This window comes from Actinomycetes bacterium, assembly GCA_022599915.1.
In the GTDB taxonomy this organism is placed as follows: Bacteria; Actinomycetota; Actinomycetes; order S36-B12.
Window position 1 is genome coordinate 41,962 of sequence record JAHZLH010000066.1, and the last position, 25,430, is coordinate 67,391.

A 25,430-nucleotide genomic window follows, 5' to 3' on the forward strand; every position below is an offset into this window, starting at 1 on the left:
GACTCCTCCGCTATCCGACGCCAAAGAAGCGCTGGGCGGATCGGATGCCTTCGATGAGTGCATCAACGTCACTGTCATCGTTGTAGAGGTAGAAGGTGGCCCGGGTCGTAGCGGGCACACCAAAACGCTTGCAGGTGGGCCAGGCGCAGTGGTGGCCGACGCGTACTGCGACGCCGGCGTCATCAAGAACCTGGCCGAGGTCATGTGGATGGATGCCATCGACGGTGAACGACACTGCACCGCCTCGATCAATGAGGTCATGGGGACCGATCACCCGCAGGCCAGAAATTTGCGACATCTGTTCCAGCGTTCGACCCACCAGCGCCAGTTCGTGATCATGTACGGCAGTCATACCGAGATCGGACAGATAGTCGACAGCGGCATGTAGGCCAACCGCTTGCGAGACCATCGGCACGCCCGCTTCGAATCGTTGCGGCGGCTCGGCAAAGGTACTGCCGGTCATGTCAACGGTTTTAATCATGGAGCCACCAGTGATGAAAGGCGGCATCGCTTTCAGCAGTTCCCGTCGACCCCACAGGCAGCCGATTCCCATGGGACCCAGCATTTTGTGCCCGCTCCACGCGACGAAGTCGACATCTAGCGCGGCGACATCTACCACCATGTGTGGAACCGACTGACAGGCGTCGAGGAGTACGAGTGCATCGACTTCCCTCGCTCGACGCACGATGGGCACTACCGGGTTGATAGTGCCGAGCAGATTGGACTGGTGGGTGAACGACACCACTCGGGTCCGTTCGGTGATGATCGAGTCCAGGTCAGAAAGGTCTAGGCGACCTTCCTCGGTCAGGCCAATCCAACGCAGCACCGCCCCGGTCTTGTCGCATAGCTCCTGCCAGGGGATCAGGTTTGCGTGGTGTTCCATCTCGGTGACCACGATTTCGTCACCTTCGGCGAGCACGAAGCGTTGGGTTACCGGATCACTAACACTCGAACGGCTCGCCTGCAGCGTTGCATTCAGGAAACCATAAGAAACCATGTTGATCGCCTCGGTGGCATTCTTAGTGAACACCAGGTCGCGCGCCTCGGCACCAACGAATCCTGCGATGGCTGCCCGTGCGGCTTCGTAAGCGTCGGTTGCTTCTTCCGCCAGCTGATGAGCGCCCCGATGAACCGCAGCATTGCTGTTTTCTAGGAAGTTTCGTTCAGCCGCCAGCACTTGCCGCGGCTTCTGCGAGGTCGCGCCGGAATCCAGATAGACCAGGCGTTTGTCGTTTCGCACCGTGCGACTCAGGATCGGAAAATCCGACCTGATCGCGGCGATGTCCAACTGACCCATCAGACGGGCTCCCGAGTGAACTGCTCGTAACCTTCAGCCTCAATTTGATCCGCGAGTTCCGGTCCGCCCTCCGCGATGATCCGGCCATCGAGGAAGATATGTACGAACTCCGGCTGCACGTAGCGAAGAATGCGAGTGAAGTGAGTGATAAGCATGACGCCGGTCTCCCCGGTGTCTCGCACACGATTGATGCCATCTGACACCACTCGGAGGGCGTCAACGTCTAGGCCTGAGTCAGTTTCGTCTAGGACGGCAATCTTGGGTTTGAGTAACTCCAACTGCAGGATTTCGGCTCGTTTGCGCTCGCCACCACTGAATCCCTCGTTAACGTTGCGCTCCGCGAACGACGGGTCAACGGACAGGTCACTCATGGCGCTGCGCATTTCCTTTAGCCACAGCCGCAACTTCGGCGCCTCGCCACGAACTGCAGTTGCCGACGTACGCAGGAAGTTCGACATCGACACTCCCGGCACCTCCACTGGATACTGCATGGCCAGGAATAGTCCGGCCCGGGCGCGCTCATCGACCGACATCTCTAGGACGTCCTCGCCATCTAACGTGATCGAACCCGCAGTGATGGTGTACTTCGGGTGGCCTGCGATGGCATAGGCCAACGTGGACTTGCCGGAGCCATTGGGCCCCATGATGGCGTGAGTCTCGCCGCTGCGGATGGTCAGGCTTACGCCCTTGAGGATTTCGCGCTCCTCACCGTCGGCATCGACGCTGACGTGCAGGTCGTTAATCTCTAGAGCGGTCATGATTCCCCTTCGGTTCGCGGTGACAGCGACACTGCCACCTTTTGGACACCGGCCTCGTCGATGAGTGCGGTGCTGTAGACGTTGATTGGTTCCCAGGCGGGAAGTTCTTCTGGTTCGCCGGTGCGCAAATCGAAGCGAGAACCGTGCAGCCAGCAGGAGATTTTTCCGGCAAGCTCGACGGTGCCTTCGCTCAGCGGAATTTCAGCGTGTGAGCAGACATCCGACACCGCGAACACTTCGTCGCGGATGCGGACTACTGCGACTGGCTTGCCGTCGATTACCACTGACCGGGGCTGGCAGTCGGCTAGCTCGGTCAGGGCGCACACCGTCTCATATCCACTCACGTTGATTCCCCAAGAGCGGACAACTCACGATCTACTGCGGCCAGCAGCGGAGCCTCGACTTCAGCGACGCCGATACGGCGCACAATGTCGGCAAAGAATCCGCGCACGACGAGTTTGCGCGCCTGCTCGGCGGGAATCCCGCGAGACTGCAGATAGAACAGTTGCTCATCGTCGAAGCGACCGGTGGCCGCTGCGTGTCCCGCTCCGACAACCTCACCAGTTTCAATTTCGAGATTGGGCACCGAGTCAGCTCGCGCACCGTCGGTCAATACGAGGTTCCGGTTGGTCTCATAGGTGCTGGTGCCAGTGGCGGCCGCCCGAATCAAGACATCCCCCACCCAAACACTGTGAGCCTTGGTACCAGCCAACGCACCCTTGTACACCACATCGCTACTGCAGTCCGGCACCGAATGGTCAACGAACTGTCGGTGTTCGTGGTGAGCGCCACCAGTGGTAAAGAAGGCACCCAACAGCTCCACCGAGCCACCAGGTGCGGTGTAGTCCACGGAGGTGGCCAGGCGAACCACGTCGCCACCTAAGGTCACTGCGACACAGCGCAGCGAAGCGTCACGGCCGAGTTCGGCCCGGACGTTGTTCACGAGCACACCATCCGCATCCATTTGCTGGAGCACGGCCACAGTCACCCGCGCGCCATCGCCGACTCGGATGGTGGTGGTTCCGGCGTAGGCGCCAGAACCAGTGTGGTCAATCACGACGGTGGCGCTGGCGTCCGCACCACAGTCAACGACTACCTGACCAAAACTATGTGGTTGCCCTTGAGCCTGCACCGTCAGGAGCAGCGGCTCGGCCACAGCTTCACCGGGCGCAACGGACACGATTGCGGCCTGATCGAAGTTGGCCCAGCCAAGGGCAGCGATGCGATCAGTGGGCATAGCGGCCTGAGCTAGCGCCGGGTCGTCCCGGTCCACGATCGCGATGTTGTTTCCAGTAGCGGCACCCGGTTGGTACGTCACACCACCGCGACTTTCGGCTTGCTGATGTAAGCCACGAAGACGCCGCATCGGGGTAAAGCGCCACATCTCCTCGCGGCCGGTCGGGACGCCAAAGTCTTGCGGATCGAAGGACGAGGTGGTCGGGCTGAGATCAGTTACGGGTACCGTCATCCGACCGCACCTTCCATCTGGAGTTCGATAAGCCGGTTCAGTTCTAGGGCGTATTCCATCGGAAGTTCACGGGCGATCGGCTCAATGAAGCCGCGCACGATCATCGCCATCGCTTCATCCTCGGCGATACCCCGCGACTGCAGATAAAACAGCTGATCCTCACTGACCTTGCTGACAGTTGCCTCGTGCCCCATGGAAACGTCATCGTTTCGAATGTCGTTGTAGGGATAGGTGTCGGAGCGGCTGATGTCATCGACGAGCAGTGCGTCGCATCGGACGGTGCTGGCCGAGCCGGTGGCATTGCCCTGCACCTGCACCAGACCACGGTAGGAGGAGCGACCGCCGCCGCGGGCAACCGACTTGCTGATGACCGATGACGAAGTGTTCGGCGCCGCGTGGACCATCTTCGCACCCGCATCTTGGTGCTGCCCTTCGCCCGCAAACGCGACCGACAAGGTTTCGCCCTTGGCATGCTCACCCATCAGCCAGACAGCCGGATATTTCATGGTGACCTTGGAACCCAAGTTTCCATCCACCCATTCCATGGTGGCACCGCTGTGGGCAAATGCCCGTTTGGTCACCAGGTTGTACACGTTGGTCGACCAGTTCTGAATAGTGGTGTACCGACAACGGGCGCCATCCTTCACGATGATCTCCACAACTGCAGAATGCAGCGAGTCACTGGAGTAGATCGGAGCCGTGCAGCCTTCGACGTAGTGCACGTACGCGCCTTCGTCGACGATGATTAGCGTGCGCTCGAACTGACCCATGTTCTCGGTGTTGATCCGGAAGTAGGCCTGCAACGGAATCTCTACATGGACGTTCTTCGGCACGTAGATGAATGAGCCACCGGACCAAACCGCCGTGTTGAGTGCGGCGAACTTGTTGTCACCCGCGGGAATGACGCTAGTGAAGTACTCCTTGAATACGTCTTCGTGTTCCTTAAGAGCCGTGTCGGTATCCAAGAACAGTACGCCTTGCTCTTCCAAATCCTCACGAATCTTGTGGTACACCACCTCAGACTCATATTGAGCGGCGACACCGGCGACCAGCCGCTGCTTCTCCGCCTCGGGAATACCCAACTTGTCGTACGTATTCTTGATGTCCTCGGGCAGGTCTTCCCAGGATTCCGCCTGCTTCTCAGTCGAACGCACGAAGTACTTAATGTTGTCGAAGTCGATACCTGACAGGTCCGCGCCCCAGGTCGGCATCGCCTGTTTCTCGAACAGGCGCAGTCCCTTCAGCCGTAACTCCAGCATCCACTCCGGCTCGTTCTTCTTGGCGCTGATGTCGCGCACGACATCCTCGTTTAGCCCGCGACGGGCCACGGCCCCAGCGGAGTCGCTATCACTCCAACCGAACTCGTAGTTACCAAGTCCCTCTAACTGATCAGCGGGGTTACTCATGACGGTGTCCTCTCTGCGGAACGTCGGGTGGGTTCAGGTTGTGCGGGTGCGGCGCCAACTACAGCGGTGCAAATGCCGTCCCCGTGGGCGATGGTGGCGAGTCGAGTGACGTTGCTGTCCAGCAGGCGGGCAAATAACTCTGCCTCGGCTGAGCATAGTTGCGGGAACTCGGCAGCCACGTGCGCCACCGGGCAGTTGTGTTGGCAGATTTGCATGGCGACAGGCCCGCTATCGGGCATCGGCGTATCGCTGACCGAAGCTGCGTAGCCGTCGTCAGCCAGTGCCCGCGCAAGAGTCTCCACCCGTCCAGCCATCGTGTCGGCACTACGGAGCAGCGGCAGATAGCGGCGCTCCATATCAGCGGCGCGATGACGGGCAAAGTCAGCCACTGCCGCTTCGCCCCCAGTGGCAGCCAGGTAGCGCAATGCCGCGACCGCCAGGTCGTCGTAGGCCTGCCCAAAGAAATCCCGACCAGCCTCGGTGATGGAATAGATACGTGGTGGTCGGCCCCTGCCACGCGTGGGTGCCGGACCGAATGCCGGGCGTTCTCCTGAGGAGACGATGCTCTCACTTTCCAGCACGTCGAGATGCCGCCGAATTCCCGCAGGAGTCAGCTCAAGCCGCTCGGCGAGTTCCGGCGCCGTGGCCGGACCGTCCTCGAGCAGCGATCGCGCGACGCGACGTCCTGCTTCGGTTGGGGATTTCACAACACCATTGTTGCCTAAATACCAGTGGGCGCAACAATGGGGTGCGAGAAACCGGAACTTTCGACCAGATTCCGGTCGGGCACAGCGGGTTACGACCAATGTCGTCGGGTATTGCGGCTGCCGCAGTGCCCGACATTCATAGGCTACGTACACTTGGACGGTGACAACGCAACGACCTGCCATCAACCTGGCAGACGTGCACAAGTCTTACGGGTCGACCACCGCACTCGACGGGTTGAACCTCATTGTGCAGGCGGGGCAGATTACCGGACTCCTCGGACCCAACGGTGCCGGCAAAACCACCGCGCTGGAAATCTGCGCTGGACTCCATCGCCCGGACAGCGGATCCGTCGCAGTGCTGGGTAACGATCCCTGGCGTGCTAGCGCTCAGCAGCGGGCGCGCACCGGCGTGATGCTGCAGTCCGGTGGTATCTGGTCGGGCGCCTCGGCATTGCAAGCGGTGTCGCATATCGCGCGCTTCTACCGCAACTCCATTGATCCGGCGGAACTCCTGGCAAGGGTGCGGCTGGAAAAGATTGGTTCCACGCCATTTCGCCGAATGAGTGGCGGTGAACAACAACGAGTGAAACTAGCCTGCGCCATCGTGGGGCGCCCAGAACTAGCCATTCTGGACGAGCCAAGTTCCGGGTTGGATCCGGGCACTCGCCGTGAGATCTGGGACTTAATCCTGCAACTGCGAAACTCCGGAACCAGCGTCGTGCTCTCAACACATTCGCTGGAGGAAGCCGAGCTGTTGGCTGACTGGGTCGCGATTATCGACAACGGCCAATGTGTAGCGAGTGGGACCACCGCTGACCTCACTTCCGACCCCGACAGCCAAACGCTGCATTTCCGAGCGGCACCGAATCTGGCTCGCGCGGCGCTGTTGCGCGCCTTACCCACCGGGTTCGAGTTGACCGAAGACGCTCCAGGTCACTACCGACTCGCTGGAGCGGAGATTTCGCCGACGATCATGGCGTCGGTTACCGCTTGGTGTGCCGAGCAGGGGGTACTGGCCTCCGAACTGACGATTTCTCGCCGAAATCTGGAACAGGTCTTCCACGAGGCCACCCGGTCTACCCCGCAGGTGTCGCCATGAGCCCAACTCGGGTGCGGGCGGCATCCCCCGGTGGAATCGTTCGAGCCCAGGCCGGGCTGGAGTGGCGACTAATGATGGCCAACGGGGAACAAATCCTGTTGACGCTGATCATTCCCGTTGTCCTCTTGGTCGGCCTCGGGCTGACCGAGTTCGTTGATCTCGGAGCAGACAGTCGCTCCGAGCGACTGGAAATCCTGGTGCCGGGCATTACCGCACTTGCGGTGATGTCCAGCGCCTTTACGGCCCTGGCCATCGCTACCGGCTTCGATCGTCGATCAGAAGCCATCAAGTTCTTGGGCACGACGCCGCTGAGTCGCACTGGTCTGTTGTACGCCAAGGCCCTAGCGGTGCTAGGCGTACTAGTCGTGCAGCTCGTAGTGATTTTAGGCGTGGGCCTGCTCATCGGCTGGCGACCTGGTGGATCGGTATGGCTCTCGCTCCCGCTCATCGCCCTCGGCACGCTGGCCTTTGCATCACTCGGTCTCGCGATGGCCGGGACGCTGCGAGCGGAAGCAACCTTGGCGGCAGCCAACGCGGTGTACGTGCTGCTGCTGCTGGGCGGTGGTGTGATTATTCCCAGCAGCAGCATTCCGGAGCCGTGGCAAACGCTCATCGAAGCACTCCCCTCAGCAGCACTCGCGGAGGGGTTGCGACAAACCATGTCAGCTCAAACAGACTTCGCGATCTTGGGTGCAGGGGCGATGGTGCTGGTCATCTGGGCGCTATTGGGCTCATTCGTCGTCCGTCGTTGGTTCCGATGGACGTCCTAACCCTCCAGCAACTCCCTAACGCTCGGGATCTGGGAGGACATCGAGGTGCGAGCGGACAGCAAGTGAAATCTAGTTGGGTACTCCGGTCGGCTGCGCCCACGACGGCCGAACATAGCGCGGCCATTTCGCAGTTGGCCATCGGAACGGTGGTGGATTTCCGCACCAACGCAGAACGAACCGGCCAACCGCTGACCGTACCTGCCAATGTGAAGACAGTGCATCTGGACATCCTGGCCGACGAACCAGATGATGCGCCGGCGTCGCTAGGGCGGTTGGCTGCCGGATCGCCACCTGCAGACCCGGACAGCATCACCCCAGACCTGACTCGTGGCATCATGCTGGACGCCTATCGCACGTTCGCGCTCCGTCCCGGGGCTCGACAGCGGTACAGCCAACTTTTGGCCAGTCTGGTCACACCCAGCACGGGGCCGATGCTGTTGCATTGCACCGCGGGCAAGGATCGAACCGGCTGGGCGACAGCGTTGATTCTGCTGTCCCTGGGGGTAGATCGCGACGACGTGATGGCGGACTATCTCGCGAGTGCCCACGAGGTGGCGGTATTGCTGGAGCCGATTCGCCGCAAGGTAGCGGAACAGGGGGGCAACGTCGATGCGGTAGATATGGTGCTGTCGGTCCGGGAGGAATACCTAGATACGGCTCTCACCGCCATGACTGAGGAATACGGTTCGCTATCGCAGTACCTGACAGCCGGACTGGGCCTACCTGCCGATTTCACCGAGCGACTACAGACCCACGCTCTGGTTGCCGACCCGGATGCCGACAGGAGCGATCGGCGTACCCTAGAACCGTGACCGTCACCGCCACCACCGACCGGCGCGCACCGCGCTGGCTGCTCAATGTTTTTCGTGCCAACTTAGTGGCGCAAGTCGGTATCGTGCTGACCGGTGGCCTCGTTCGCCTCACCGGTTCCGGCCTCGGCTGCCCGACCTGGCCGGAATGCGTGGACGGCTCGTTGCTACCTACCGCTCGCCAGGAAGAGTCCTGGCACAAGATGGTGGAGTTCGGTAACCGCACATTGACGTTTATCTTGGCCGCGCTAGCGATCGCAGCGGTCGTCGGGGCCCTGCTATGGCATCGACGTCTGCGAGCCGCCGGCACACCGGGCAGGAAACCGCTGGTGCTGTTGGCCGCGATTCCCTTGATCGGCACCGTGGTCCAGGCCGTGTTGGGTGGGATCACCGTACTGACCGGGCTGCATCCCGCAGTCGTCGCAGCTCACTTCCTGGTTTCAATCGGGATCATCGCCGGAGTCGCGGTATTGGTGGATCGAGCCCATGACGATGGCGATCAACCGGTGACTCCGGTGGTGCGCACCGCCTTGCGTCGACTCGGTGATGCCTTGGTCGTACTGGCGTTGGTGATCATCACGCTGGGCACGATTGTGACAGGCAGTGGCCCGAACTCCGGCGACGCCGATGTGGCCAACCGGTTTGGACTTGAACAACAGACCGTGGCGTGGGTACATGCCGACACTGTCTTTTTGTTCGTGGGTCTGCTCGTGGGTCTGCTACTGGCTATACATCTGGTGGCAGCTCCCGACGTCGTGCGGCGGCGCGCCTGGATCCTCACTGGGTTGACGGTGGCCAATGGCACCGTGGGCTATCTGCAGATTGCCACCGGGCTACCTTGGCTAGCCGTCAGCATCCATATGCTGCTGGCTTGCCTGGTTTGGGTGGCAGTCATCCGAGTGCGGCTGGCCATGCGGCAGCGAGGCACGGTGGACATGATTGCCCCCGCTATTCCCACGGAGCCACAGCCAGCAAAACTCCCGCAGTAGCAGCCGGCTAGCTACCCGCGTCAGCCGTTAGTGGGCACCGGTGCGAGCCCGCTCCGGTACTACTACCGCTTCGGAATCTAGTGCCACCGCAGCCTCAGTCTGCTTCGCCTTATTCCGGCGAATGAGCTTGCTGATCTCAACCACAATCGGGACGACGAGGGCCAACAGCACACACACCAACCACTCGCCACCAGTCAACGATGTCGTAGTCAGAATCTGCTGCATGAAGGTCCACTCCACCGCAACGACGACGATCAGCGTGGGAATGGCGAGGACCCGCAGCGCTGGCAGGATCGGTTCAGCCAAACCGGACCCGGGATCACGTCGCATCGCCAGACCACTCAAGATTGTGCCCAGTGCCATCACGACGAAGGCCATGGTTACTGGGGTGCTGGGCTGATCGGGGCTAGCCTCCCCCGGCCCAAAGAGCAAAGCGATCAACGCGACGAGGAACAGGGTGCCGCCGTAGCCCACCCATTGGGTGATCGCACGGGGATTGGAAATGGTCAGATTCGGGTCACGAGGTGGCTTCGACATCAGCCCATCGTTGGGTGGATCCCGCATGATGACGATGACCGGGAAAATCGAGATGAAGAAGTTCAGGAACAGCACCATCAACGGGGTCAACGCAACCCCGGCATTGATATTGAAGATACTCGCGGTCAAGAACAGCAGCACCAACGACAGCAACTGACTCATCTGGTAGCGGACGTACGACACGATCTTGTCGTAGATACTGCGGCCGAGCCGGATAGCCGTCACCAGTGTGCCGAAGTTGTCATCGGTGAGGATCATCTTGCCGGCCTGTTTGGTGACCTCACTGCCAGAACCCATCGCCACGCCGATGTCCGCCTGCTTGAGCGCGGCTGCGTCGTTGACCGCATCGCCAGTCATGGCCACAATGTCGCCGTCTTCTTGCATCAAGCGAGCTAGCCGCAACTTATCCTGCGGTGTTACCCGACCGAACACGTGCAGATTGGGTAGCGCTGCTCGCAGTTCGTCGTCAGACATTTCCTGGATTTCCGCACCGGAGATCGCACCAGGCCCCAGGCCCAGTTCGGCACCGATGGCCGACGCGGTGATGGCGTGATCACCAGTGATCATGCGTACCTCGATACCGGCTTCGTGGGCGACTCGCACCGCCTCAATAGCCGAGGGGCGGAGCGGATCGATGATGCCCACCATGCCGACGAAGGTGAGGTCCTCGACGAAGGACATCGGATCATTCTTCACCGCGTCCTCTTGACCAGCTACGTCACGGACCGCGAAAGCCAAAACGCGCAGCCCCTTCTCGGACATGGTGCGGTTAGCGTCCATTACCTGGTCGTGGACCTCGGCCAGTGGTGTGGTGCTCCCATCTGCGTTGAGCACCTTCGAGCAACGCGCCAACACCACGTCCGGGCCACCCTTGACCAGTTCCAGGCAACGCTCCCCGTCGGGGGAAGGTAGGTGGTGGTAGGTCGCCATGAACTTGTAGGCGGAGTCGAACGGAACTTCCGCGAACCGGGGGTAGGCACGCCGAGTTTCTTCGGCGTCCACACCGATCTTTGCTGCCAGTACAACGAGAGCCGCCTCGGTGGGGTCGCCGACCACGACACCGTCGTCCGACACCGTGGCATCGCTGTCCAACGCTAGACCGTAGGCCAAGTTGGTGAAGTCCGGTTCCGGCTCACCAGCCACGTGCTCGATGGCACCGGTCTTGGCGTAGCCATCACCTTGCACGCCGTACCAGTTCCCCCGGTAGTACAGCTTGCGCACCATCATCTCGTTCTTGGTGAGCGTGCCGGTCTTGTCGGAATTAATGGCACTGGTAGCGCCTAGTGTCTCGACATCGGTGAGGTTCTTGACCACTGCCTGCGCAGCGGCGAGTTGCTTGGCGCCGTAGGACAGCATGGCTTGCACGAAGGTGGGTAGGCCGGTGGGGATGGCTGAGATCGCCATGGCCACACCGAGCAACATCACTGACTGCAATGTCTCGCCGCGGACCAGCCCGAGGATGACGATAAGGGCTACCGCGGCCCAGGCGATGCCACCCAGCACCTTGGTCAGGGTGTCTAGTTCCCGCTGTAGTGGCGACTTGCTCGGCGGGACTGCCGACAGCATCGCCGCGATCCGGCCCATTTGGGTGGACATGCCGGTCTCGGTAATGACCATGGCGCCGGTTCCTCGGGTCACCGACGTGTTCTGGAAAACCATATTCGTGCGGTCACCCAGCGCGACGTCGTCAGATTCGAGCGTGGCGGGGTTCTTACTGATCGGGGCGCTCTCGCCGGTGAGCGCGGCTTCCTGAGTTTCCAACGAGGCAGAGCGTAAAAGTCGACCGTCAGCCGGAACTAGATCTCCTGCCTCAATATTGACGATGTCGCCCGGAACCAACTGAGTAGCGGGTATCTCGCGCAGCGATCCGTCGCGCACGACTCGGGCCTGGGGAATCTGCATGTTGGCGAGCGCATCCACGCTGGCGCGAGCTTTCATCTCCTGCTGGGTGCCCATGATGACGTTGACCACCACCAGCAGTCCGACCAAGATGCCAGTGCCGAACTCGCCGATCAGCACGCTGACGATCGCGACGGCAACCAACATCAGGTTCATGGAGTCTTTGAATTGAATCAAGGCGACCGCCCACACCGACGGCGGCGGTTCGCTGATGATCTCGTTGGGGCCGTACTGTGACAGACCTGATTCCGCCTGCTGACTGCTCAATCCCTCGGAGGCACTGGTACCAAGTGCTTCGAGCACCTGATCCGTGGCTTGTGAGTACCAGGCGGTTTCAACTGCGGATTCTGTAGCCGTATCAGCCATTTACGCTCCATTTCAGAGTCAACAACGCGAGCGTATCGGACCGGCTGACTTCATTGGGCGACGCATCGGAGCAGCCCACTCGGAACTCTGGGCGTTGGGGCTGACAACCGCAGGCCGCTACGAGCCCAGATAGTTCGACTTGCCGGTGCGCAGCGTGTGCATCCAATCGCGGACCGCCTCGACCCGATGACGTTCTCCCGGCAACAAGTAGGCGTGCAAACCCAGCCACATGAAGAAGGCAGGAGTTCCAGTCACGACATGATGCTGCTTGCCCATCTCCACTACCGCCGCGTTGTGGCGGACCATGGCCATGTCCCCCATGTCCCGATAGCGGAACGTGCCCGGGTCGTCACCCTTTCGCTGCCTCCTAATTGCCCTACCGACGTGAGTTCCCTGCTGCTTAGCTACCGAGCCAAGTTGTGGCAGCGGCTGTTCGGCAGAAATAGCGGCATCTCCGACACAAAATACGTTTTCGAATCCGGGCAACCGCAACGATTCGTCCACCTGGTAGCGGCCGCCATGACCCCGCTCCGGTTCTGGGTCCATTGCAGGTCCGGACACGGATAGCCCACCCGCCCAAATGGTGAGATGTGAGGGCAGCGACGAGCCATCGTCGAACCGGACTTCCGACTCGGTGATTTCCGAGACTGCATGCCCGAGGTGCAACTGCACTCCAGCCTCCGACATTTCCTCGGCAGCGAACTGTTGACTCTCTGCCGCCATAGCCGGCAGCGGAACCTCACCCCGGTCAACCAAATGTAGATTAATGGAGCGCGAGTCCAGCTCCGGAAAAGTGCGCGGCAGGACTTTGGTCACCACATCGGTAAGGGCGCCACTGATCTCTACTCCGGTCGCACCCGCTCCCACAACCACGATCTGAATCGGCCCAGCAACGGTGGGGCCCAACTCCTGTAGCCGGGCCTTGATCGCGCGGGCATGCGCGCCGGTGTAGAGCGGGTAGCTGTGCTCGGCAGCACCGGGGATTCCGTAGAAGTTCACCGTCGCGCCGGTGGCTAGCACCAGGTGATCAGCACTTACCTGCTCGCCATCCGCCGTGGTGACTTCGCGGTTCGCCAGGTCCACCGCGACGACTCGATCGGCAATGGCGGTGACCTTGTCCATCCGAGCGAAACTGAAATCTAGCGTGTCCGGATCGATAAGACCGGTAGCAGCCTGATATAGCAGCGGCTGAAAGGTCTGCTTGCCGTTGGTATCGATCAACGAGACCGGAATATCGTGGCTGGTGAGTTCGTGAGCTGCGTAGTAGCCGCCAAACCCGCCACCAACTATGACAACTTCTCGGTGAATGGCAGCCATTATCAACCTTTCTGACGCAGCCTCCCGAGACTAACGCGAGTCAGACCTACTCTCAGCCTGAGCAGCCTGTAGATCCGCTTGTTTGTTGGCATTCGCTCGTCGCAATGCTCGGCGCAGCAAACCCGGCACGATAATTGCAGCGGCAATACTGACCGCGAGGAAGAAAATCTCTAGCGATACCGAGCCCAGCGCGTGCCCCCAGATGAGGGTGCCGACCGGAGCGCCTAGACCGGTAACCAACATGTAGGTAGCCAGATACTCATTCTCCTCTTCGCCGGAGACCCCACGTGTTGCAGAGACATACAAGAATGAGGACACGCTGAAGAACACCGCACCGAAAATGAACAGGCAAACGACCAGCAGGTAGAACCGGTCGGAAGCGCCAATGAAAACGAGTCCGCTCAACAACAGCAAGGCCACACTGGTGATCTGGACTGCACGGGTTGCTGCCACCAGCGAGGCCCGGCCGCGTTGCAATCTACGAACTACAAACGGGGTGAGCACCTGTCCGGCGGCCACAATCGTGAGGACAAGGCCAGCCTTCTTGGCATCGTTGTGCCCCAACTGGTTCAAGATCGGAACGATCATGGTGATCAGTGGGCCTAACAGGATCGCAGAGGCCAACCCCAGCCACACCGCAGAGCGCAGCGGTCGCGAGGAGCGTAGGCAATTCACCATGTCACGCCAGGGGTGAACCACCGTCTTGGGGCGCGGTAGCGTCGTTCTTGGGGGCAGCAGGGCCAGGAAAATCACGGCTGGAATCGCGAGAACCGCGCCTACGAAGTACAACGGTTCCGCACCAAATTCATCGATCGCAAAGCCGCCAGCCAAGGCACCGACGGCAGAAGCCGCGCCATAGAACATCCGGTTTTGCGCGGTTGCATCGTCCAACGACAAACCCGAGTAGCACTCCAACAGCGGCGGATTGAGCGGCTTCTTGATGCCACTCAGCAGACCAACCAAACCGCCGTAGCCGAGGAGCACCGGAAGGATCGAACCACCGGCTTCGTCGATGGTGAGCAAGATTCCCGCGATGAAGGTGACCGACACCGAGCCGATCTTGACCAGACAGATAGTTCTTACTGTCCCGATCTTGCGGGCAATCCGGGTTGCGTAGGGGATCGCGAGCGACCGGAGCACCAGGTTCAACGAAAAGACCAGCGATGTGATCCGGGCCTTCTCGCCAAGATCATCACCGGCCGCCGTAGCCGCGAGGACAGCCGTGGCGAGGTAGACCGCGGTCGCACCCAAGGAGCTCACCGCTGACAAGATCAGGTACCCAAGGAATCGCCCGTCGCGCCCTGAAGCGGGCTTGTGATCGGACATCGGCCGACTCATTAGTCTCCCCTCAGATCAACGAAAACGCGGATTTCCCCTGCGGACAACCGCCATCGCTTGGCATATGAATCAGCAGCTTTTCATTGCGCAAACAGTAGCGACTAACCGACGAAGGGGTCGACACCAACCGCCAAAAAAAGCAGCGACAGGTAGGTAATCGAGCCGTGGAATAGCCGCATGGGTCGCGGGACCCCGGCACGAACTTGACCCCGCAATACGTATACCTGCCAGAGAAAGCCAGCCCCGAGTAACACTGCCGCTACCGAGTACAACCATCCCATTCCCGCCACTGGTATCAACAGCAGCGAACATCCGACCATCAGCCAGGAGTAGCGCATGATGCGGACCATGACCGTGGTGTCCTCGCTGACGACCGGCAGCATCGGCACCTCAGCCGCGGCATAGTCCTCGCGGTATCGCATCGAGAGCGGCCAATAGTGCGGGGGGGTCCAGAAAAAGACGATCATGAACAGCACGACTGGTGACCAGGCGAGCCCGCCGGTAACGGCTGACCAACCAATCAGCACTGGCATGCAGCCGGCGGCACCGCCCCAGACGATATTCTGCGGCGTGCGCCGTTTCAGCAGCAACGTGTAGCCGAGAACGTACATCCCGATGGCAGCGGCACCCAGCGCAGCGGCGACTAGATTGCTGGTTGCCGCCAGAATGATTACCGCCAGCACCGCCAGCGTCCAACCGAGAATCAGCGCGTGACGGGGTGGTACCGCACCCGAGACCAAGGGACGGTTTTCGGTGCGATGCATGAGCGCATCAATGTCACGATCCAGGTACGAGTTGAAGGTGTTGGCGCCACCAGCAGCGAGTGCACCACCTACCAAAGTTCCGATTGCTACCCCAAACGGCGGCCAGCCATCAGCAGCCAACAGCATGGCTGGCACGGTCGTCACCAACAGCAACTCAATAATCCGTGGCTTGGTTAGGGCAAGATAATCATTGAAGATTCGCCACCGAGATTTGCCGGCCGAGTTAGCAGGCTGAGCAGACTCGGCGGGAACCGACCCCGAAGATTCAACATTGGCCGCGGTTGCGTCCGCAGCGGGATTCGCCTGCACGGACTCCTCCGGATTCAGTGCTGTCACCGGCTGCTCCGTCCCGTAATCGCTGCGTCGCTAAGCGCTGCCCGACTGACCAATCTACTGCCAGATTTGACCCGTCGAGGCGATCGCCGGTTCGAGTACCAGCCAACGCCCCCCTTAGTCTATCGGCAAGGCGCCAACGACACCGCACGTCGTCCGGCCACAACGCGACGCTCCCCCATGGTTGGGCCAAAACGGCTGTCCGCCCGCTAGGCTGCCGGACAGATACCCGGGCGCTCCGCCCCAGTCGCCGTGGAAGGAACTTCAGGTGAATAACGACCTCAACTGGTCCGAACTAGACGATCGCGTGGTAGCCACCGCCCGACTGTTGGCCGCAGATGCCGTGCAGAAGACCGGCAACGGGCACCCCGGCACCGCCATGAGTCTGGCCCCCGCTGCCTACCTGCTGTTCCAGCAGTACCTCCGCCACGATCCCAATGATGCCAAGTGGCTAGGGCGAGACCGATTTGTACTATCAGCAGGTCACTCCTCGTTGACGCTGTACATTCAACTGTTTCTCTCCGGCTACGGCTTGGAGTTGTCCGATCTGGAATCGTTCCGCACCTGGGGCAGCCTGACTCCCGGCCATCCGGAGTACGGCCACACTGTCGGCGTGGAGACGACCACCGGACCACTGGGACAAGGGCTCGCCACCGGTGTTGGCATGGCGATGGCACAGCGCTATGAGCGTGGGCTTTTCGACCCGGGCGCCGCTCCCGGCACGAGCCCCTTCGACTACCACGTGTATGTCATTGCGGGTGATGGTTGCATGGAGGAGGGCATCACTTCGGAGGCCTCCTCACTGGCAGGGACCCAAGAACTGGGTAACTTGACCGTCATTTGGGACGACAACCACATCAGCATTGAGGACGACACTGCAATCGCCTTCGGTGAGCACACCGTGGATCGCTACCGCGCCTACGGCTGGCATATCGAAGAGGTGGCGCTCAGCTCCGACGGCTCGGTGGATGTTCCGGGCGTGGCGCGAGCGCTCGCCGCTGCCCGTGCCGAAACCTCCCGGCCTACCTTTATCCGGCTGCGCAGCGTGATTGGCTGGCCCGCTCCCACCAAGCAAAACACCTACAAAGCGCACGGCGCTGCCCTGGGAGCCGATGAGGTGGCCGCGACCAAGGAAATCCTGGGATTTGATCCCAACAAATCTTTCGAGGTGGCTGACGAAGTGCTGGCGCATGCCCGGGAGGTGAAAGATCGCGGGGCCGCACTACATGCCGAGTGGCAGCAGAACTTCGACGCTTGGTGCAACGCCAATCCGGACCGGGCCGCATTACTCGATCGGATTCAGTCGGGTGTCCTTCCTGACATCCCGCTACCGGATTTCGAAGCCGGTAGCTCCATCGCCACTCGGAAAGCTTCCAGCCAGGTCATCCAGGCAATAGCGGGCGTGCTGCCGGAGTTCGTCGGTGGCTCCGCCGACCTTGCGGAGAGCAATCTCACCACGATCGAGGGTGGCGGGTCATTCCTACCCGCCAACGTAGAGGTCAAGCCAGACTCACCGTTCGCTGGACCACACTCCCCCTACGGCCGAATCCTCCACTTTGGGGTCCGAGAGTTTGCGATGGGTGCGGCCATTAACGGCATGGCGCTAACCGGACTATGCAAGCCATTCGGCGGCACCTTTCTCGTCTTCAGCGACTACATGCGCGGCGCGGTTCGCCTTGCAGCGCTCATGAAGAGCCCGTCAACTTTCGTGTGGACCCACGACAGCGTTGGTCTCGGTGAGGACGGTCCCACCCATCAGCCGATCGAGCACCTCTGGTCGCTGCGGTTGATTCCCGACTTCAACGTCATTCGACCTGCTGATGCCACCGAAACCGCTGTGGCTTGGCGGACAATTCTGGAACGCGGCGAACCCGCTGGGATCGCGCTCACCCGCCAGGGCGTCCCCACGATCGATCGCAGCACTCATCCGTCGGCAGATCTGGTAGCCAAGGGCGGCTACGTCCTGTCTGACCCGGAAGGTGATCCGGACGTTTTGCTGTTGGCGACCGGCTCCGAAGTCAGTCTGGCGATGACCGCCGCCGACTCGCTGGCCAGCGAAGGCGTGGCAGCCCGAGTCGTTTCGTTGCCTTGCCTGGAATGGTTCGACAGCCAAGACATGGACTACCGCGAATCGGTGCTGCCTGGTGGCGTACGCGCCCGAGTGTCCGTGGAGGCAGGCGTTACCGCTGGTTGGTGGAAATACCTGGGCAGCGCGGGTCGCGCAATCGGGATCGATCACTTCGGTGCCTCCGCCGACGGTGCGCTGTTGTACGAGAAATTCGGCATTACGGCGGAGGCCGTCGTAGCAGCGGCTAAAGAATCCATCGCTGACGCGGCGTCCTTGTAGTAATCGCCACTCGCTATCCTTCGACACAGACGGACCGAGATCCGGATTCGGTAGGCAAAGGGGCAGCAAGGTCGATAGCCTCACCGGAGCAGGCGGCTATACCTGGATAGCCCGCGCACGCTCTGAGGAGGCTCGATGTCGGATCGATTGAAATCACTCGCAAATGCTGGGGTGTCTATTTGGCTGGATGATCTAGACCGGGATCGACTACGTTCCGGTGAACTGGCAACAATGATCGACACTGACAGCATTTCCGGGGTGACAACCAACCCAGCAATCTTCAATAACGCCATCACCGGTGGGGCCAGTTCGTATGAGAGCCAACTCCAAGACTTGGCTACTCGCGGTGTCAGCGTCGGCGAGGCAGTACGGGCGATCACCACGCGAGATGTTCGCGATGCTTGTGACGTCATGCGGCCGGTCTACGACAGCACTCGCGGGATCGACGGTCGAGTCTCGATCGAAGTAGATCCTCGGTTTGCCACCAAGACCGCCCAAACCATCGCAGCAGCCCGAGCGCTGCATTGGATGGTCGATCGCCCCAACGTGTTGATCAAGATTCCTGGCACGGTGGAAGGACTACCGGCCATCACTCAAGCGCTAAGCGAGGGAATCGACGTTAACGTCACGCTCATTTTCAGTCCCAAGGCATACATCGGAGTCATGGACGCCTGGCTCAGTGGCTTGGAACAGGCGGCTGATAACGGTCACGACCTGAGCACCCTCCATTCAGTCGCCTCGTTCTTCGTCAGCAGGGTCGATTCCGAAGTAGACAACCGCATCGACGGTATTGGCACCCCCGAAGCCGAAGAACTCCGTGGTAAGGCGGGCATCGCTAATGCACGACTGGCCTATGCGGAGTTCGAGCAAGTGATGGCTTCGGACCGCTGGCAGGCGCTCGCCGCTAAGGGAGCACTGCCACAGCGGCCACTGTGGGCCTCAACCGGGGTGAAGGACACCCGTTACGACGACACCCGCTACGTGATGGACCTTGTCACAGCGGACGTGGTGAACACCATGCCGGAAAAGACCATGCAGGCCGTCGCCGATCATGGCGAGGTCAAGGGCGACACCATCAAGCCGAACATCGAAGATGCTCGGCAAGTATTCGCCGACATCGCCGCAGTGGGTATCGACATGGACGACGTCTTCAAGGTGCTCGAAGACGAAGGAGTCGAGAAGTTCGTCGTGGCTTGGGAAAACCTACTCGACAACCTGCAGCAGGCACTCAATCAGCGGGGAGACACAACAGCATCATGACCATGACCCACCACAATCCACTCCGAGATCGACGCGACCTACGCCTTCCCCGGGTCGCCGGACCCAGTGGGATGGTCATTTTTGGTGTAACCGGCGACCTGGCCCGTAAGAAGGTCATGCCAGCTATCTATGATCTCGCCAATCGTGGCCTGCTGCCGCCAAACTTTGCCCTCGTGGGCTTCGCCCGCCGCGACTATGAGAATCAGGATTTCGCCCAGATCGTTCACGATGCGGTTCGGGAGCATTCCCGGACCGAGTTCCGCGAGGAGGTCTGGGCACAACTATCCGAAGGGATTCGCTACGTCGCTGGTGATCTAGGCGACCCGAAAGCTTTTCAAGAGTTAGCCCGCGTGCTGGGTGAACTGGATCAGAATCGGGGCACCGGCGGTAATCACGCCTACTACTTTTCCATCCCGCCCCGATTTTTCCCGGTGGTGACCGAACAGTTGCAGGCCGCTGGGCTAACTCACTCAGACAAAGGGGCATGGAATCGGGTCATTATCGAGAAGCCATTCGGCCACGATCTGCAGTCGGCCCAGGATCTGAACAAGATTGTGGACAGTGTGTTTCCAGCCGATGCGGTCTTCCGGATTGACCATTATCTGGGTAAGGAAACGGTGCAGAACATGTTGGCGATTCGTTTCGCCAACAACCTGTACGAACCCATTTGGAACAACAATTTCGTCGACAGCATCCAAATAACCATGGCTGAGGACATCGGCATTGGCAGTCGGGCCGGCTACTACGACGGTATTGGCGCTGCTCGGGATGTGATCCAGAACCATCTGATCCAGTTGCTGGCCCTAGTGGCGATGGAGGAGCCGACGGGCTTCAGCGCCGCAGCCGTGCGGGCGGAGAAGGAGAAAGTGCTCAGTTCCATGGTGCTACCACCGGATCTGAGCAAGCACACCGCTCGCGGCCAGTATGCCGCCGGCTGGCAGGCTGGCGTGGAAGTCAAGGGTTACCTGCAGGAGGACGGTATTCCGGCGGACTCAACCACCGAAACCTTCGCCGCCATCCGGGTGGATATTGAGAATCGTCGCTGGGCAGGCGTGCCATTCTACGTTCGGACCGGCAAACGACTCGGACGTCGAGTGACCGAGGTCGCCGTCATCTTGAAACGCGCGCCGCACCTGCCGTTCCAAAGTTCGCATACGGTAGCCAAGGAACTTGGCTCCAACGCCATCGTGTTCCGGATCCAGCCAGACGAAGGTATGACCGTTCGGTTCGCCGCGAAGGTTCCCGGTACTCGCCGAGAGATTCGCAACGTGAACATGGACTTCCAGTACGGCGAATCATTCACACAGTCCTCCCCCGAGGCCTACGAACGGCTCATCTTGGATGTACTGCTGGGCGAGCCACCACTCTTCCCGCAGCACACCGAAGTCGAACTGTCATGGAAGATCTTGGATCCAGTTCTCGCGCACTGGGCGGAACAAGGGCAACCGGAACAGTACGCGTCTGGAGGCTGGGGGCCACCCTCCGCGTACCAAATGATGGCTAACGATGGGCGTAGTTGGAGGCGGCCATGATTAGGCTCGAAAACACCACTGGAAACGATATTTCCGCTGAAATCACCCGACTCCGGCACCGGATGGGTGCGCCCGCCACCGGGATGGTGTTGACGCTGCTGATTCTCGCGGATGAGACCAGTCAGGCAGACGCTACGCTGGCGGCCACTCAGGCTGCGCATGAGCATCCGATGCGGATTCTGGTCCTCATCCCGCGACCGGACAGTCAGTTCGATCGGCTCGATGCTGAGATCTCCGTCGGTGGTGATGACGGTCCCGGCGAGGTAGTAGTGATGCGGCTCCGCGGCGTGCTGGCCGAACACGCCGGTTCGGTTGCCATCCCATTACTCCTCTCCGACACCCCAATCGTGGCGTGGTGGCCACATGATGCCCCCGAGGTTCCGCAACGGGGTGACATTGGCGCCCATTCCACACGCCGAATAACCAACGCGATGTCAGATCCAGACCAGGTGGCAGCGTTGAAGCGGCATGCCGAGGGCTACCAGCCAGGCGATACCGATCTGGCGTGGACCCAAATCACTGGTTGGCGCACGTTGTTGGCCTCGACGCTTGATGCGAACCACCCTCAGATTCTGGGAGCCGAGGTACATGTTCTCTGGGCCACCGCGGCAGCGCACCTGCTCGCCGCTTGGCTGGGGAGTCGGCTGAAAGTGCCGGTCAGCGTCGTCGAAAGTGAGGGACCAGGCATCACCGAGGTCCGACTGCTCACTGCCGAGTCAGACATCACCATCGTTCGCCCCGATGGCCGTACCGCAACCCTGGAGCGTGAAGGTCAGGCGCCAGCCACCATCGCGCTACCGCGACGGGACTGGGGTGAGCTCATGCTGGAGGAACTACGTCGCTTGGATCCCGATGAAATCTATGGTGAGGCGCTTCAGGCGCTAGACCAGGTAGGGGTCGGACCGCTAGCAGTGGGAGTTGTCACCGAGGAGAACGGCGATGGCTAGCGTCGAGGTGATCGTTCACCCGGATCCCGAATCACTCGCCGCCTCAGTAGCCGCCCGACTGATTACCCGGATCGTCGACGCGCAGGCTGCCACCGGTACCGCCGGGGTGGTACTGACCGGTGGCGGCATGGGGCAAAAGAGCCAACAGGCGGTGGTGAGCAACCCGGCAAGCCGCGCGGTGGACTGGCGGAACGTGGACTTCTACTGGGGGGACGAGCGCTTTCTGCCGGCGGGAGATCCCGATCGCAATGAGACCCAAGCCCGCGCTGCCATGCTCGACGTACTACCGGTGGATGCCAATCGAGTGCATGCCATGCCCGCCTCGGATGGCGCCTGGGGTGACGATGCCGCCGCTGCCGCAGCCGGCCATGCCGCCGAATTAGCTGGCATCGCGGAGACTCAGAACCGCACGACGCCGCGGTTTGATGTGCTGATGCTCGGAGTCGGACCCGACTCGCACGTGGCCTCGCTCTTTCCTGGCCACGCCGAGACCCGTGTGACCGACCGGCTCGTCGTTCCGGTGCATGACTCCCCCAAGCCACCGCCCAACCGGATTTCCTTCACCTTCCCGCTGATCTGTTCAGCGGCGGAGGTGTGGCTGGTCGCTGCTGGGGCGGAGAAAGCGGATGCTCTCGCCGAAGCACTTGCCCAGAGCGCAGACCCAGTCCATCACCCGGCTTCCGGGGCGGTTGGTGAACAGCGCACCCTCGCGCTGATCGACAGCGAAGCGGCCGGGCAACTACCCGCCGAACTGCGGCGTCGGTCGTAGCGTTCTAGCTAATAGGTTTCGTTGCGCAGGTTTTCCAGCGCCTCATCCAAGATCGCGTCAGCGTCATCCTCGCTGCGGCGCTCCTTAACGTAGGCAAGGTGAGTCTTGTATGGCTCAATCTTGGGCGGCGCCGGGGGGTTCGCCCGATCCTGACCCGCAGGCCAGCCGCAACGAGGGCAATCCCATTTCTCCGGGATATTCGCCCCCTCAATGAAGCTGGGAGTGGATTCGTGATCGTTTGCACACCAGAACGACACCGCTGTGCGGGGAGCAGCCTCGCCCCGCTCGGCTTCGCCCATGGGGCCAGCCCCGATTCGACTGCCTCGAATAGCCTGTCCGCCTACCACCGAGCGTCCTTTCGCTAGTTACGCCGGAAGATCATCCGGCACAACAGACTTTAGGCAGACAATGGTGATCTTCGCAGCACATGTGGCCCGGCGGGTCGCAGGAGCGACGGTAATCAGCCGCCAGAACTGACGATCAAACCGAGGCCAAGGATGGAGGCCACCCAGAACACCGCAACGATGACCGTGATTCGGTCGAGGTTCTTCTCCGCAACCGATGACCCACCCAGGTTGCTGCTGATACCGCCACCAAACATGTCGGAAAGGCCGCCACCTTTGCCCTTGTGCAACAGAACTAGCGCAATGAGCAGCAGGCTGCTGACGACCAGCAGAATCTGCAAAACTATGGTCACAACACTCTCCTCATAGCGTCCCTAGCGCTCAAGGATAGCCCATCGCTCAAGCCGCAGGGTGCTGCGGGAACTTACAGATTGTGGCGAAGTCGTCGGCATCCAGACTGGCTCCGCCCACCAGGCCACCGTCGATGTCCGGCATGACCATCAGCCCCGCAACGTTGCTGGACTTCACCGAGCCGCCATAGAGGATCCGAGCTACGTCAGCGGTGCCATCGCCGTGCTCTCGGCGGAGAAACTCCCGAATCGCGCCGCACACCTCTTGGGCGTCATCTGGCGTGGCAACCTCACCGGTGCCGATCGCCCACACGGGCTCGTAGGCCAACGTCAGCCGATCGCCCAGAATGTCCACCAAACCAGCAAGACTGCCTTCGAGCTGACCCAAGGTATAGTCCACCGCGCCACCAGCCTGTCGGATCGACAGTGGCTCCCCCACGCAGACGATGGGGACCACTTGGTTCGCCATCGCTACCCGGGCCTTGGCATTGACGATCTCGTTACCCTCGTCGTGGTACTGCCGCCGTTCGGAGTGACCGACGCAGGTGTAACTGCAGCCCAGCTTCGCCAGCATCGCCGCCGACACCTCACCGGTGTAGGCGCCAGCTTCGTGTTGCGAAACGTCCTGTGCCCCGTAGCCGATGCGATATTTTTCGCCGTCTATCAAGGTCTGTACGGATCTCAGATCGGTGTAGGGGGGTAGCACCACCACCTCGACAGCATCGAGGTCAGCATCAGACAGCGAAAACGCCAACTTCTGCACCAGCGCAATGGCCTCAAGATGGTTGAGGTTCATCTTCCAGTTGCCCATCATGGCGGGCTTACGATCGGACACTAGTCCTCCAAAGCAGCGAGACCAGGGAGCGTGCGTCCCTCGAGATATTCCAAACTAGCGCCACCACCGGTAGATACATGGTTATAGCGGTCATCGGGGATAGCAAATGACCTGATTGCAGCAGCGCTGTCGCCGCCGCCGATCACGGTGAAGGCAGCTGACTGGGCCAACTGATCAGCTATCGCTCGGGTACCGGCGGCAAAGGCCGGCATCTCGAACACTCCCATCGGACCGTTCCACACCACGGTTGCTGCATCCGCCAGTTTGCCGGAAAACAACTCGATCGATGCCGGACCAATGTCCATTCCCATCCAACCATCGGGGATGCTGTCGGCGGCTACTACTTGGACCTCGGCATCAGCAGCGAAGCGATCCGCCACCACGATGTCTATCGGCAGCACCACGTCCACCCCACGAGCTCGGGCGTCAGCGAGCACCGTGCGTAGGGTGTCGACTTGATCGGCTTCCAGCAGCGAGTCTCCTACCGAATAGCCCTCCGCGGCGAGGAAGGTGAAGCACATGCCGCCACCGATCAGGATCTGATCGACCGAGCCCAGCAGGTTGCCGATGACCGCCAGTTTGTCGCTGACCTTTGCCCCACCCATGACAACGGCAAAGGGGCGGGCTGGCCCCGTGATCAGTCCGGAAAACACCTTCGATTCCGCTGCCACCAGCAAACCTGCCGCGTGCGGTAACAACCCGGCAATCTCAGTCACACTGGCCTGTTCGCGATGGACGACGCCGAAGCCATCACTGACGTAGCAGTCTGCTTGTTGCGCGAGTTCCTGCGCCAGTTCTAACCGCTGTTGCGCGTCCTTGCTGGTTTCGCGGGAATCGAACCGAACGTTCTCCAATACCAAGACGTCCCCATCAGACATCTCGGCGATTGCCGCGGTTGCGGCTGGACCAGTCAGTTCCGGTACGAATCTGACCGGCTGCTGCAATAACTCCCCCAAGCGCTGCGCGACTGGCTGTAGCGAAAGTTCCGGCACCGGCGCGCCTTTCGGTCGCCCCAAATGGGCCAGCACGATCACTCGGGCGCCTCGTTGAGTGAGCGCCGTGATCGTGGGCAGACTCGCCCTGATCCGCCCGTCATCGGTGATGGCGCCATCGGCCATCGGCACGTTGAGGTCTACCCGCAGCAGCACTCGGCGGCCAGTTACGTCCAGATCATCGATGCCGAGCATTA

23 protein-coding genes are annotated in these 25,430 nt (G+C 61.1%); 9 read left to right on the forward strand and 14 right to left on the reverse strand.

Going from position 1 to position 25,430, the window contains the following annotated elements; translation table 11 throughout:
- Positions 1–10: 10 nt before the first annotated feature.
- The 6 genes from K0U62_10755 to K0U62_10780 are packed head-to-tail and all read right to left on the reverse strand — an operon-like array spanning position 11 to position 5,819.
- Positions 11–1,297, reverse strand: a complete 1,287-nt coding sequence (locus K0U62_10755) for a cysteine desulfurase (GenBank protein MCH9801990.1) — start codon at positions 1,295–1,297, stop codon at positions 11–13.
- On the reverse strand, positions 1,297–2,055 hold the full coding sequence (gene sufC / locus K0U62_10760; GenBank protein ID MCH9801991.1) for a Fe-S cluster assembly ATPase SufC: 759 nt from the start codon (positions 2,053–2,055) through the stop codon (positions 1,297–1,299). The genes K0U62_10755 and sufC overlap by 1 nt, the downstream gene beginning before the upstream one ends.
- Positions 2,052–2,399: a non-heme iron oxygenase ferredoxin subunit gene (locus K0U62_10765; GenBank protein MCH9801992.1), complete on the reverse strand. Its 348-nt coding sequence runs from the start codon at positions 2,397–2,399 to the stop codon at positions 2,052–2,054. Before K0U62_10765 ends, sufC begins: the two co-directional genes overlap by 4 nt.
- Positions 2,396–3,523 carry a Fe-S cluster assembly protein SufD gene (gene sufD / locus K0U62_10770; GenBank protein ID MCH9801993.1) on the reverse strand — a complete coding sequence of 376 codons (1,128 nt, stop codon included), beginning with the start codon at positions 3,521–3,523 and terminating at the stop codon, positions 2,396–2,398. Before sufD ends, K0U62_10765 begins: the two co-directional genes overlap by 4 nt.
- Positions 3,520–4,929, reverse strand: coding sequence for a Fe-S cluster assembly protein SufB (gene sufB / locus K0U62_10775; protein ID MCH9801994.1), 1,410 nt, complete (start codon positions 4,927–4,929; stop codon positions 3,520–3,522). Before sufB ends, sufD begins: the two co-directional genes overlap by 4 nt.
- Complete coding sequence (locus K0U62_10780; GenBank protein MCH9801995.1) at positions 4,926–5,819, reverse strand: helix-turn-helix domain-containing protein; 894 nt, start codon at positions 5,817–5,819, stop codon at positions 4,926–4,928. The genes sufB and K0U62_10780 overlap by 4 nt, the downstream gene beginning before the upstream one ends.
- Here K0U62_10780 and K0U62_10785 point away from each other — a divergent pair.
- Genes K0U62_10785 through K0U62_10800 form a run of 4 tightly spaced genes read left to right on the forward strand, consistent with a single transcriptional unit; the run spans position 5,797 to position 9,303 of the window.
- On the forward strand, positions 5,797–6,735 hold the full coding sequence (locus K0U62_10785; GenBank protein ID MCH9801996.1) for an ABC transporter ATP-binding protein: 939 nt from the start codon (positions 5,797–5,799) through the stop codon (positions 6,733–6,735). The two genes, K0U62_10780 and K0U62_10785, sit on opposite strands and share 23 nt — an antisense overlap.
- The gene (locus K0U62_10790) at positions 6,732–7,505 is read left to right on the forward strand and encodes an ABC transporter permease (GenBank protein ID MCH9801997.1); all 774 of its coding nucleotides are present in this window, start codon (positions 6,732–6,734) and stop codon (positions 7,503–7,505) included. The genes K0U62_10785 and K0U62_10790 overlap by 4 nt, the downstream gene beginning before the upstream one ends.
- Positions 7,493–8,317: a tyrosine-protein phosphatase gene (locus K0U62_10795; protein ID MCH9801998.1), complete on the forward strand. Its 825-nt coding sequence runs from the start codon at positions 7,493–7,495 to the stop codon at positions 8,315–8,317. The genes K0U62_10790 and K0U62_10795 overlap by 13 nt, the downstream gene beginning before the upstream one ends.
- A complete protein-coding gene (locus tag K0U62_10800; GenBank protein ID MCH9801999.1) occupies positions 8,314–9,303 on the forward strand; it encodes a COX15/CtaA family protein in 990 nt (329 codons plus the stop codon). The genes K0U62_10795 and K0U62_10800 overlap by 4 nt, the downstream gene beginning before the upstream one ends.
- Before the next feature lie 27 nt (positions 9,304–9,330).
- On the opposite strand, the gene K0U62_10805 is transcribed toward K0U62_10800, so the two are convergent.
- The 4 genes from K0U62_10805 to K0U62_10820 all read right to left on the reverse strand — a co-directional run bounded on the left by K0U62_10805 (position 9,331) and on the right by K0U62_10820 (position 15,833).
- Positions 9,331–12,105 carry a cation-translocating P-type ATPase gene (locus K0U62_10805; GenBank protein ID MCH9802000.1) on the reverse strand — a complete coding sequence of 925 codons (2,775 nt, stop codon included), beginning with the start codon at positions 12,103–12,105 and terminating at the stop codon, positions 9,331–9,333.
- A 117-nt stretch (positions 12,106–12,222) separates the two neighbouring features.
- Positions 12,223–13,422, reverse strand: coding sequence for an FAD-dependent oxidoreductase (locus K0U62_10810; GenBank protein MCH9802001.1), 1,200 nt, complete (start codon positions 13,420–13,422; stop codon positions 12,223–12,225).
- A gap of 30 nt (positions 13,423–13,452) precedes the next feature.
- A complete protein-coding gene (locus K0U62_10815; GenBank protein MCH9802002.1) occupies positions 13,453–14,760 on the reverse strand; it encodes an MFS transporter in 1,308 nt (435 codons plus the stop codon).
- A gap of 101 nt (positions 14,761–14,861) precedes the next feature.
- Entirely contained in the window at positions 14,862–15,833 is a 972-nt protein-coding gene (locus K0U62_10820; protein ID MCH9802003.1) for a heme o synthase, read from the reverse strand.
- Between the two features lie 292 nt (positions 15,834–16,125).
- On the opposite strand from K0U62_10820, the gene tkt reads away from it, so the two are divergent.
- The 5 genes from tkt to pgl all read left to right on the forward strand — a co-directional run bounded on the left by tkt (position 16,126) and on the right by pgl (position 22,712).
- Positions 16,126–18,204 carry a transketolase gene (gene tkt / locus K0U62_10825; GenBank protein ID MCH9802004.1) on the forward strand — a complete coding sequence of 693 codons (2,079 nt, stop codon included), beginning with the start codon at positions 16,126–16,128 and terminating at the stop codon, positions 18,202–18,204.
- Positions 18,205–18,339: 135 nt separating this feature from the next.
- A complete protein-coding gene (gene tal, locus K0U62_10830; protein ID MCH9802005.1) occupies positions 18,340–19,464 on the forward strand; it encodes a transaldolase in 1,125 nt (374 codons plus the stop codon).
- Positions 19,461–20,996 carry a glucose-6-phosphate dehydrogenase gene (zwf, locus tag K0U62_10835; GenBank protein MCH9802006.1) on the forward strand — a complete coding sequence of 512 codons (1,536 nt, stop codon included), beginning with the start codon at positions 19,461–19,463 and terminating at the stop codon, positions 20,994–20,996. Before tal ends, zwf begins: the two co-directional genes overlap by 4 nt.
- Positions 20,993–21,943 (forward strand): glucose-6-phosphate dehydrogenase assembly protein OpcA, encoded by a 951-nt coding sequence (locus K0U62_10840; protein ID MCH9802007.1) that lies wholly within the window; start codon positions 20,993–20,995, stop codon positions 21,941–21,943. Before zwf ends, K0U62_10840 begins: the two co-directional genes overlap by 4 nt.
- Positions 21,936–22,712, forward strand: coding sequence for a 6-phosphogluconolactonase (gene pgl / locus K0U62_10845; GenBank protein MCH9802008.1), 777 nt, complete (start codon positions 21,936–21,938; stop codon positions 22,710–22,712). The genes K0U62_10840 and pgl overlap by 8 nt, the downstream gene beginning before the upstream one ends.
- Positions 22,713–22,720: 8 nt before the next feature.
- On the opposite strand, the gene K0U62_10850 is transcribed toward pgl, so the two are convergent.
- The 4 genes from K0U62_10850 to K0U62_10865 all read right to left on the reverse strand — a co-directional run bounded on the left by K0U62_10850 (position 22,721) and on the right by K0U62_10865 (position 25,428).
- The gene (locus K0U62_10850; protein ID MCH9802009.1) at positions 22,721–23,059 is read right to left on the reverse strand and encodes an RNA polymerase-binding protein RbpA; all 339 of its coding nucleotides are present in this window, start codon (positions 23,057–23,059) and stop codon (positions 22,721–22,723) included.
- Positions 23,060–23,172: 113 nt separating this feature from the next.
- Positions 23,173–23,409, reverse strand: a complete 237-nt coding sequence (secG, locus tag K0U62_10855; protein MCH9802010.1) for a preprotein translocase subunit SecG — start codon at positions 23,407–23,409, stop codon at positions 23,173–23,175.
- Positions 23,410–23,455: 46 nt separating this feature from the next.
- Positions 23,456–24,241 carry a triose-phosphate isomerase gene (gene tpiA, locus K0U62_10860; protein ID MCH9802011.1) on the reverse strand — a complete coding sequence of 262 codons (786 nt, stop codon included), beginning with the start codon at positions 24,239–24,241 and terminating at the stop codon, positions 23,456–23,458.
- Positions 24,241–25,428 (reverse strand): phosphoglycerate kinase, encoded by a 1,188-nt coding sequence (locus K0U62_10865; GenBank protein ID MCH9802012.1) that lies wholly within the window; start codon positions 25,426–25,428, stop codon positions 24,241–24,243. Before K0U62_10865 ends, tpiA begins: the two co-directional genes overlap by 1 nt.
- Between the last annotated feature and the right edge of the window lie 2 nt (positions 25,429–25,430).

What these genes read in the sequence shown, in the direction of transcription:
- K0U62_10755 (MCH9801990.1), bottom strand. Translation starts at nt 1,297, where the DNA reads ATGGGTCAGTTGGACATCGCCGCGATCAGGTCGGATTTTCCGATCCTG.
- sufC (MCH9801991.1), bottom strand. Translation starts at nt 2,055, where the DNA reads ATGACCGCTCTAGAGATTAACGACCTGCACGTCAGCGTCGATGCCGAC.
- sufD (MCH9801993.1), bottom strand. Translation starts at nt 3,523, where the DNA reads ATGACGGTACCCGTAACTGATCTCAGCCCGACCACCTCGTCCTTCGAT.
- sufB (MCH9801994.1), bottom strand. Translation starts at nt 4,929, where the DNA reads ATGAGTAACCCCGCTGATCAGTTAGAGGGACTTGGTAACTACGAGTTC.
- K0U62_10780 (MCH9801995.1), bottom strand. Translation starts at nt 5,819, where the DNA reads ATGGCAGGTCGTTGCGTTGTCACCGTCCAAGTGTACGTAGCCTATGAA.
- K0U62_10790 (MCH9801997.1), top strand. Translation starts at nt 6,732, where the DNA reads ATGAGCCCAACTCGGGTGCGGGCGGCATCCCCCGGTGGAATCGTTCGA.
- K0U62_10795 (MCH9801998.1), top strand. Translation starts at nt 7,493, where the DNA reads ATGGACGTCCTAACCCTCCAGCAACTCCCTAACGCTCGGGATCTGGGA.
- K0U62_10805 (MCH9802000.1), bottom strand. Translation starts at nt 12,105, where the DNA reads ATGGCTGATACGGCTACAGAATCCGCAGTTGAAACCGCCTGGTACTCA.
- K0U62_10810 (MCH9802001.1), bottom strand. Translation starts at nt 13,422, where the DNA reads ATGGCTGCCATTCACCGAGAAGTTGTCATAGTTGGTGGCGGGTTTGGC.
- K0U62_10815 (MCH9802002.1), bottom strand. Translation starts at nt 14,760, where the DNA reads ATGAGTCGGCCGATGTCCGATCACAAGCCCGCTTCAGGGCGCGACGGG.
- tal (MCH9802005.1), top strand. Translation starts at nt 18,340, where the DNA reads ATGTCGGATCGATTGAAATCACTCGCAAATGCTGGGGTGTCTATTTGG.
- zwf (MCH9802006.1), top strand. Translation starts at nt 19,461, where the DNA reads ATGACCATGACCCACCACAATCCACTCCGAGATCGACGCGACCTACGC.
- K0U62_10840 (MCH9802007.1), top strand. Translation starts at nt 20,993, where the DNA reads ATGATTAGGCTCGAAAACACCACTGGAAACGATATTTCCGCTGAAATC.
- pgl (MCH9802008.1), top strand. Translation starts at nt 21,936, where the DNA reads ATGGCTAGCGTCGAGGTGATCGTTCACCCGGATCCCGAATCACTCGCC.
- K0U62_10865 (MCH9802012.1), bottom strand. Translation starts at nt 25,428, where the DNA reads ATGCTCGGCATCGATGATCTGGACGTAACTGGCCGCCGAGTGCTGCTG.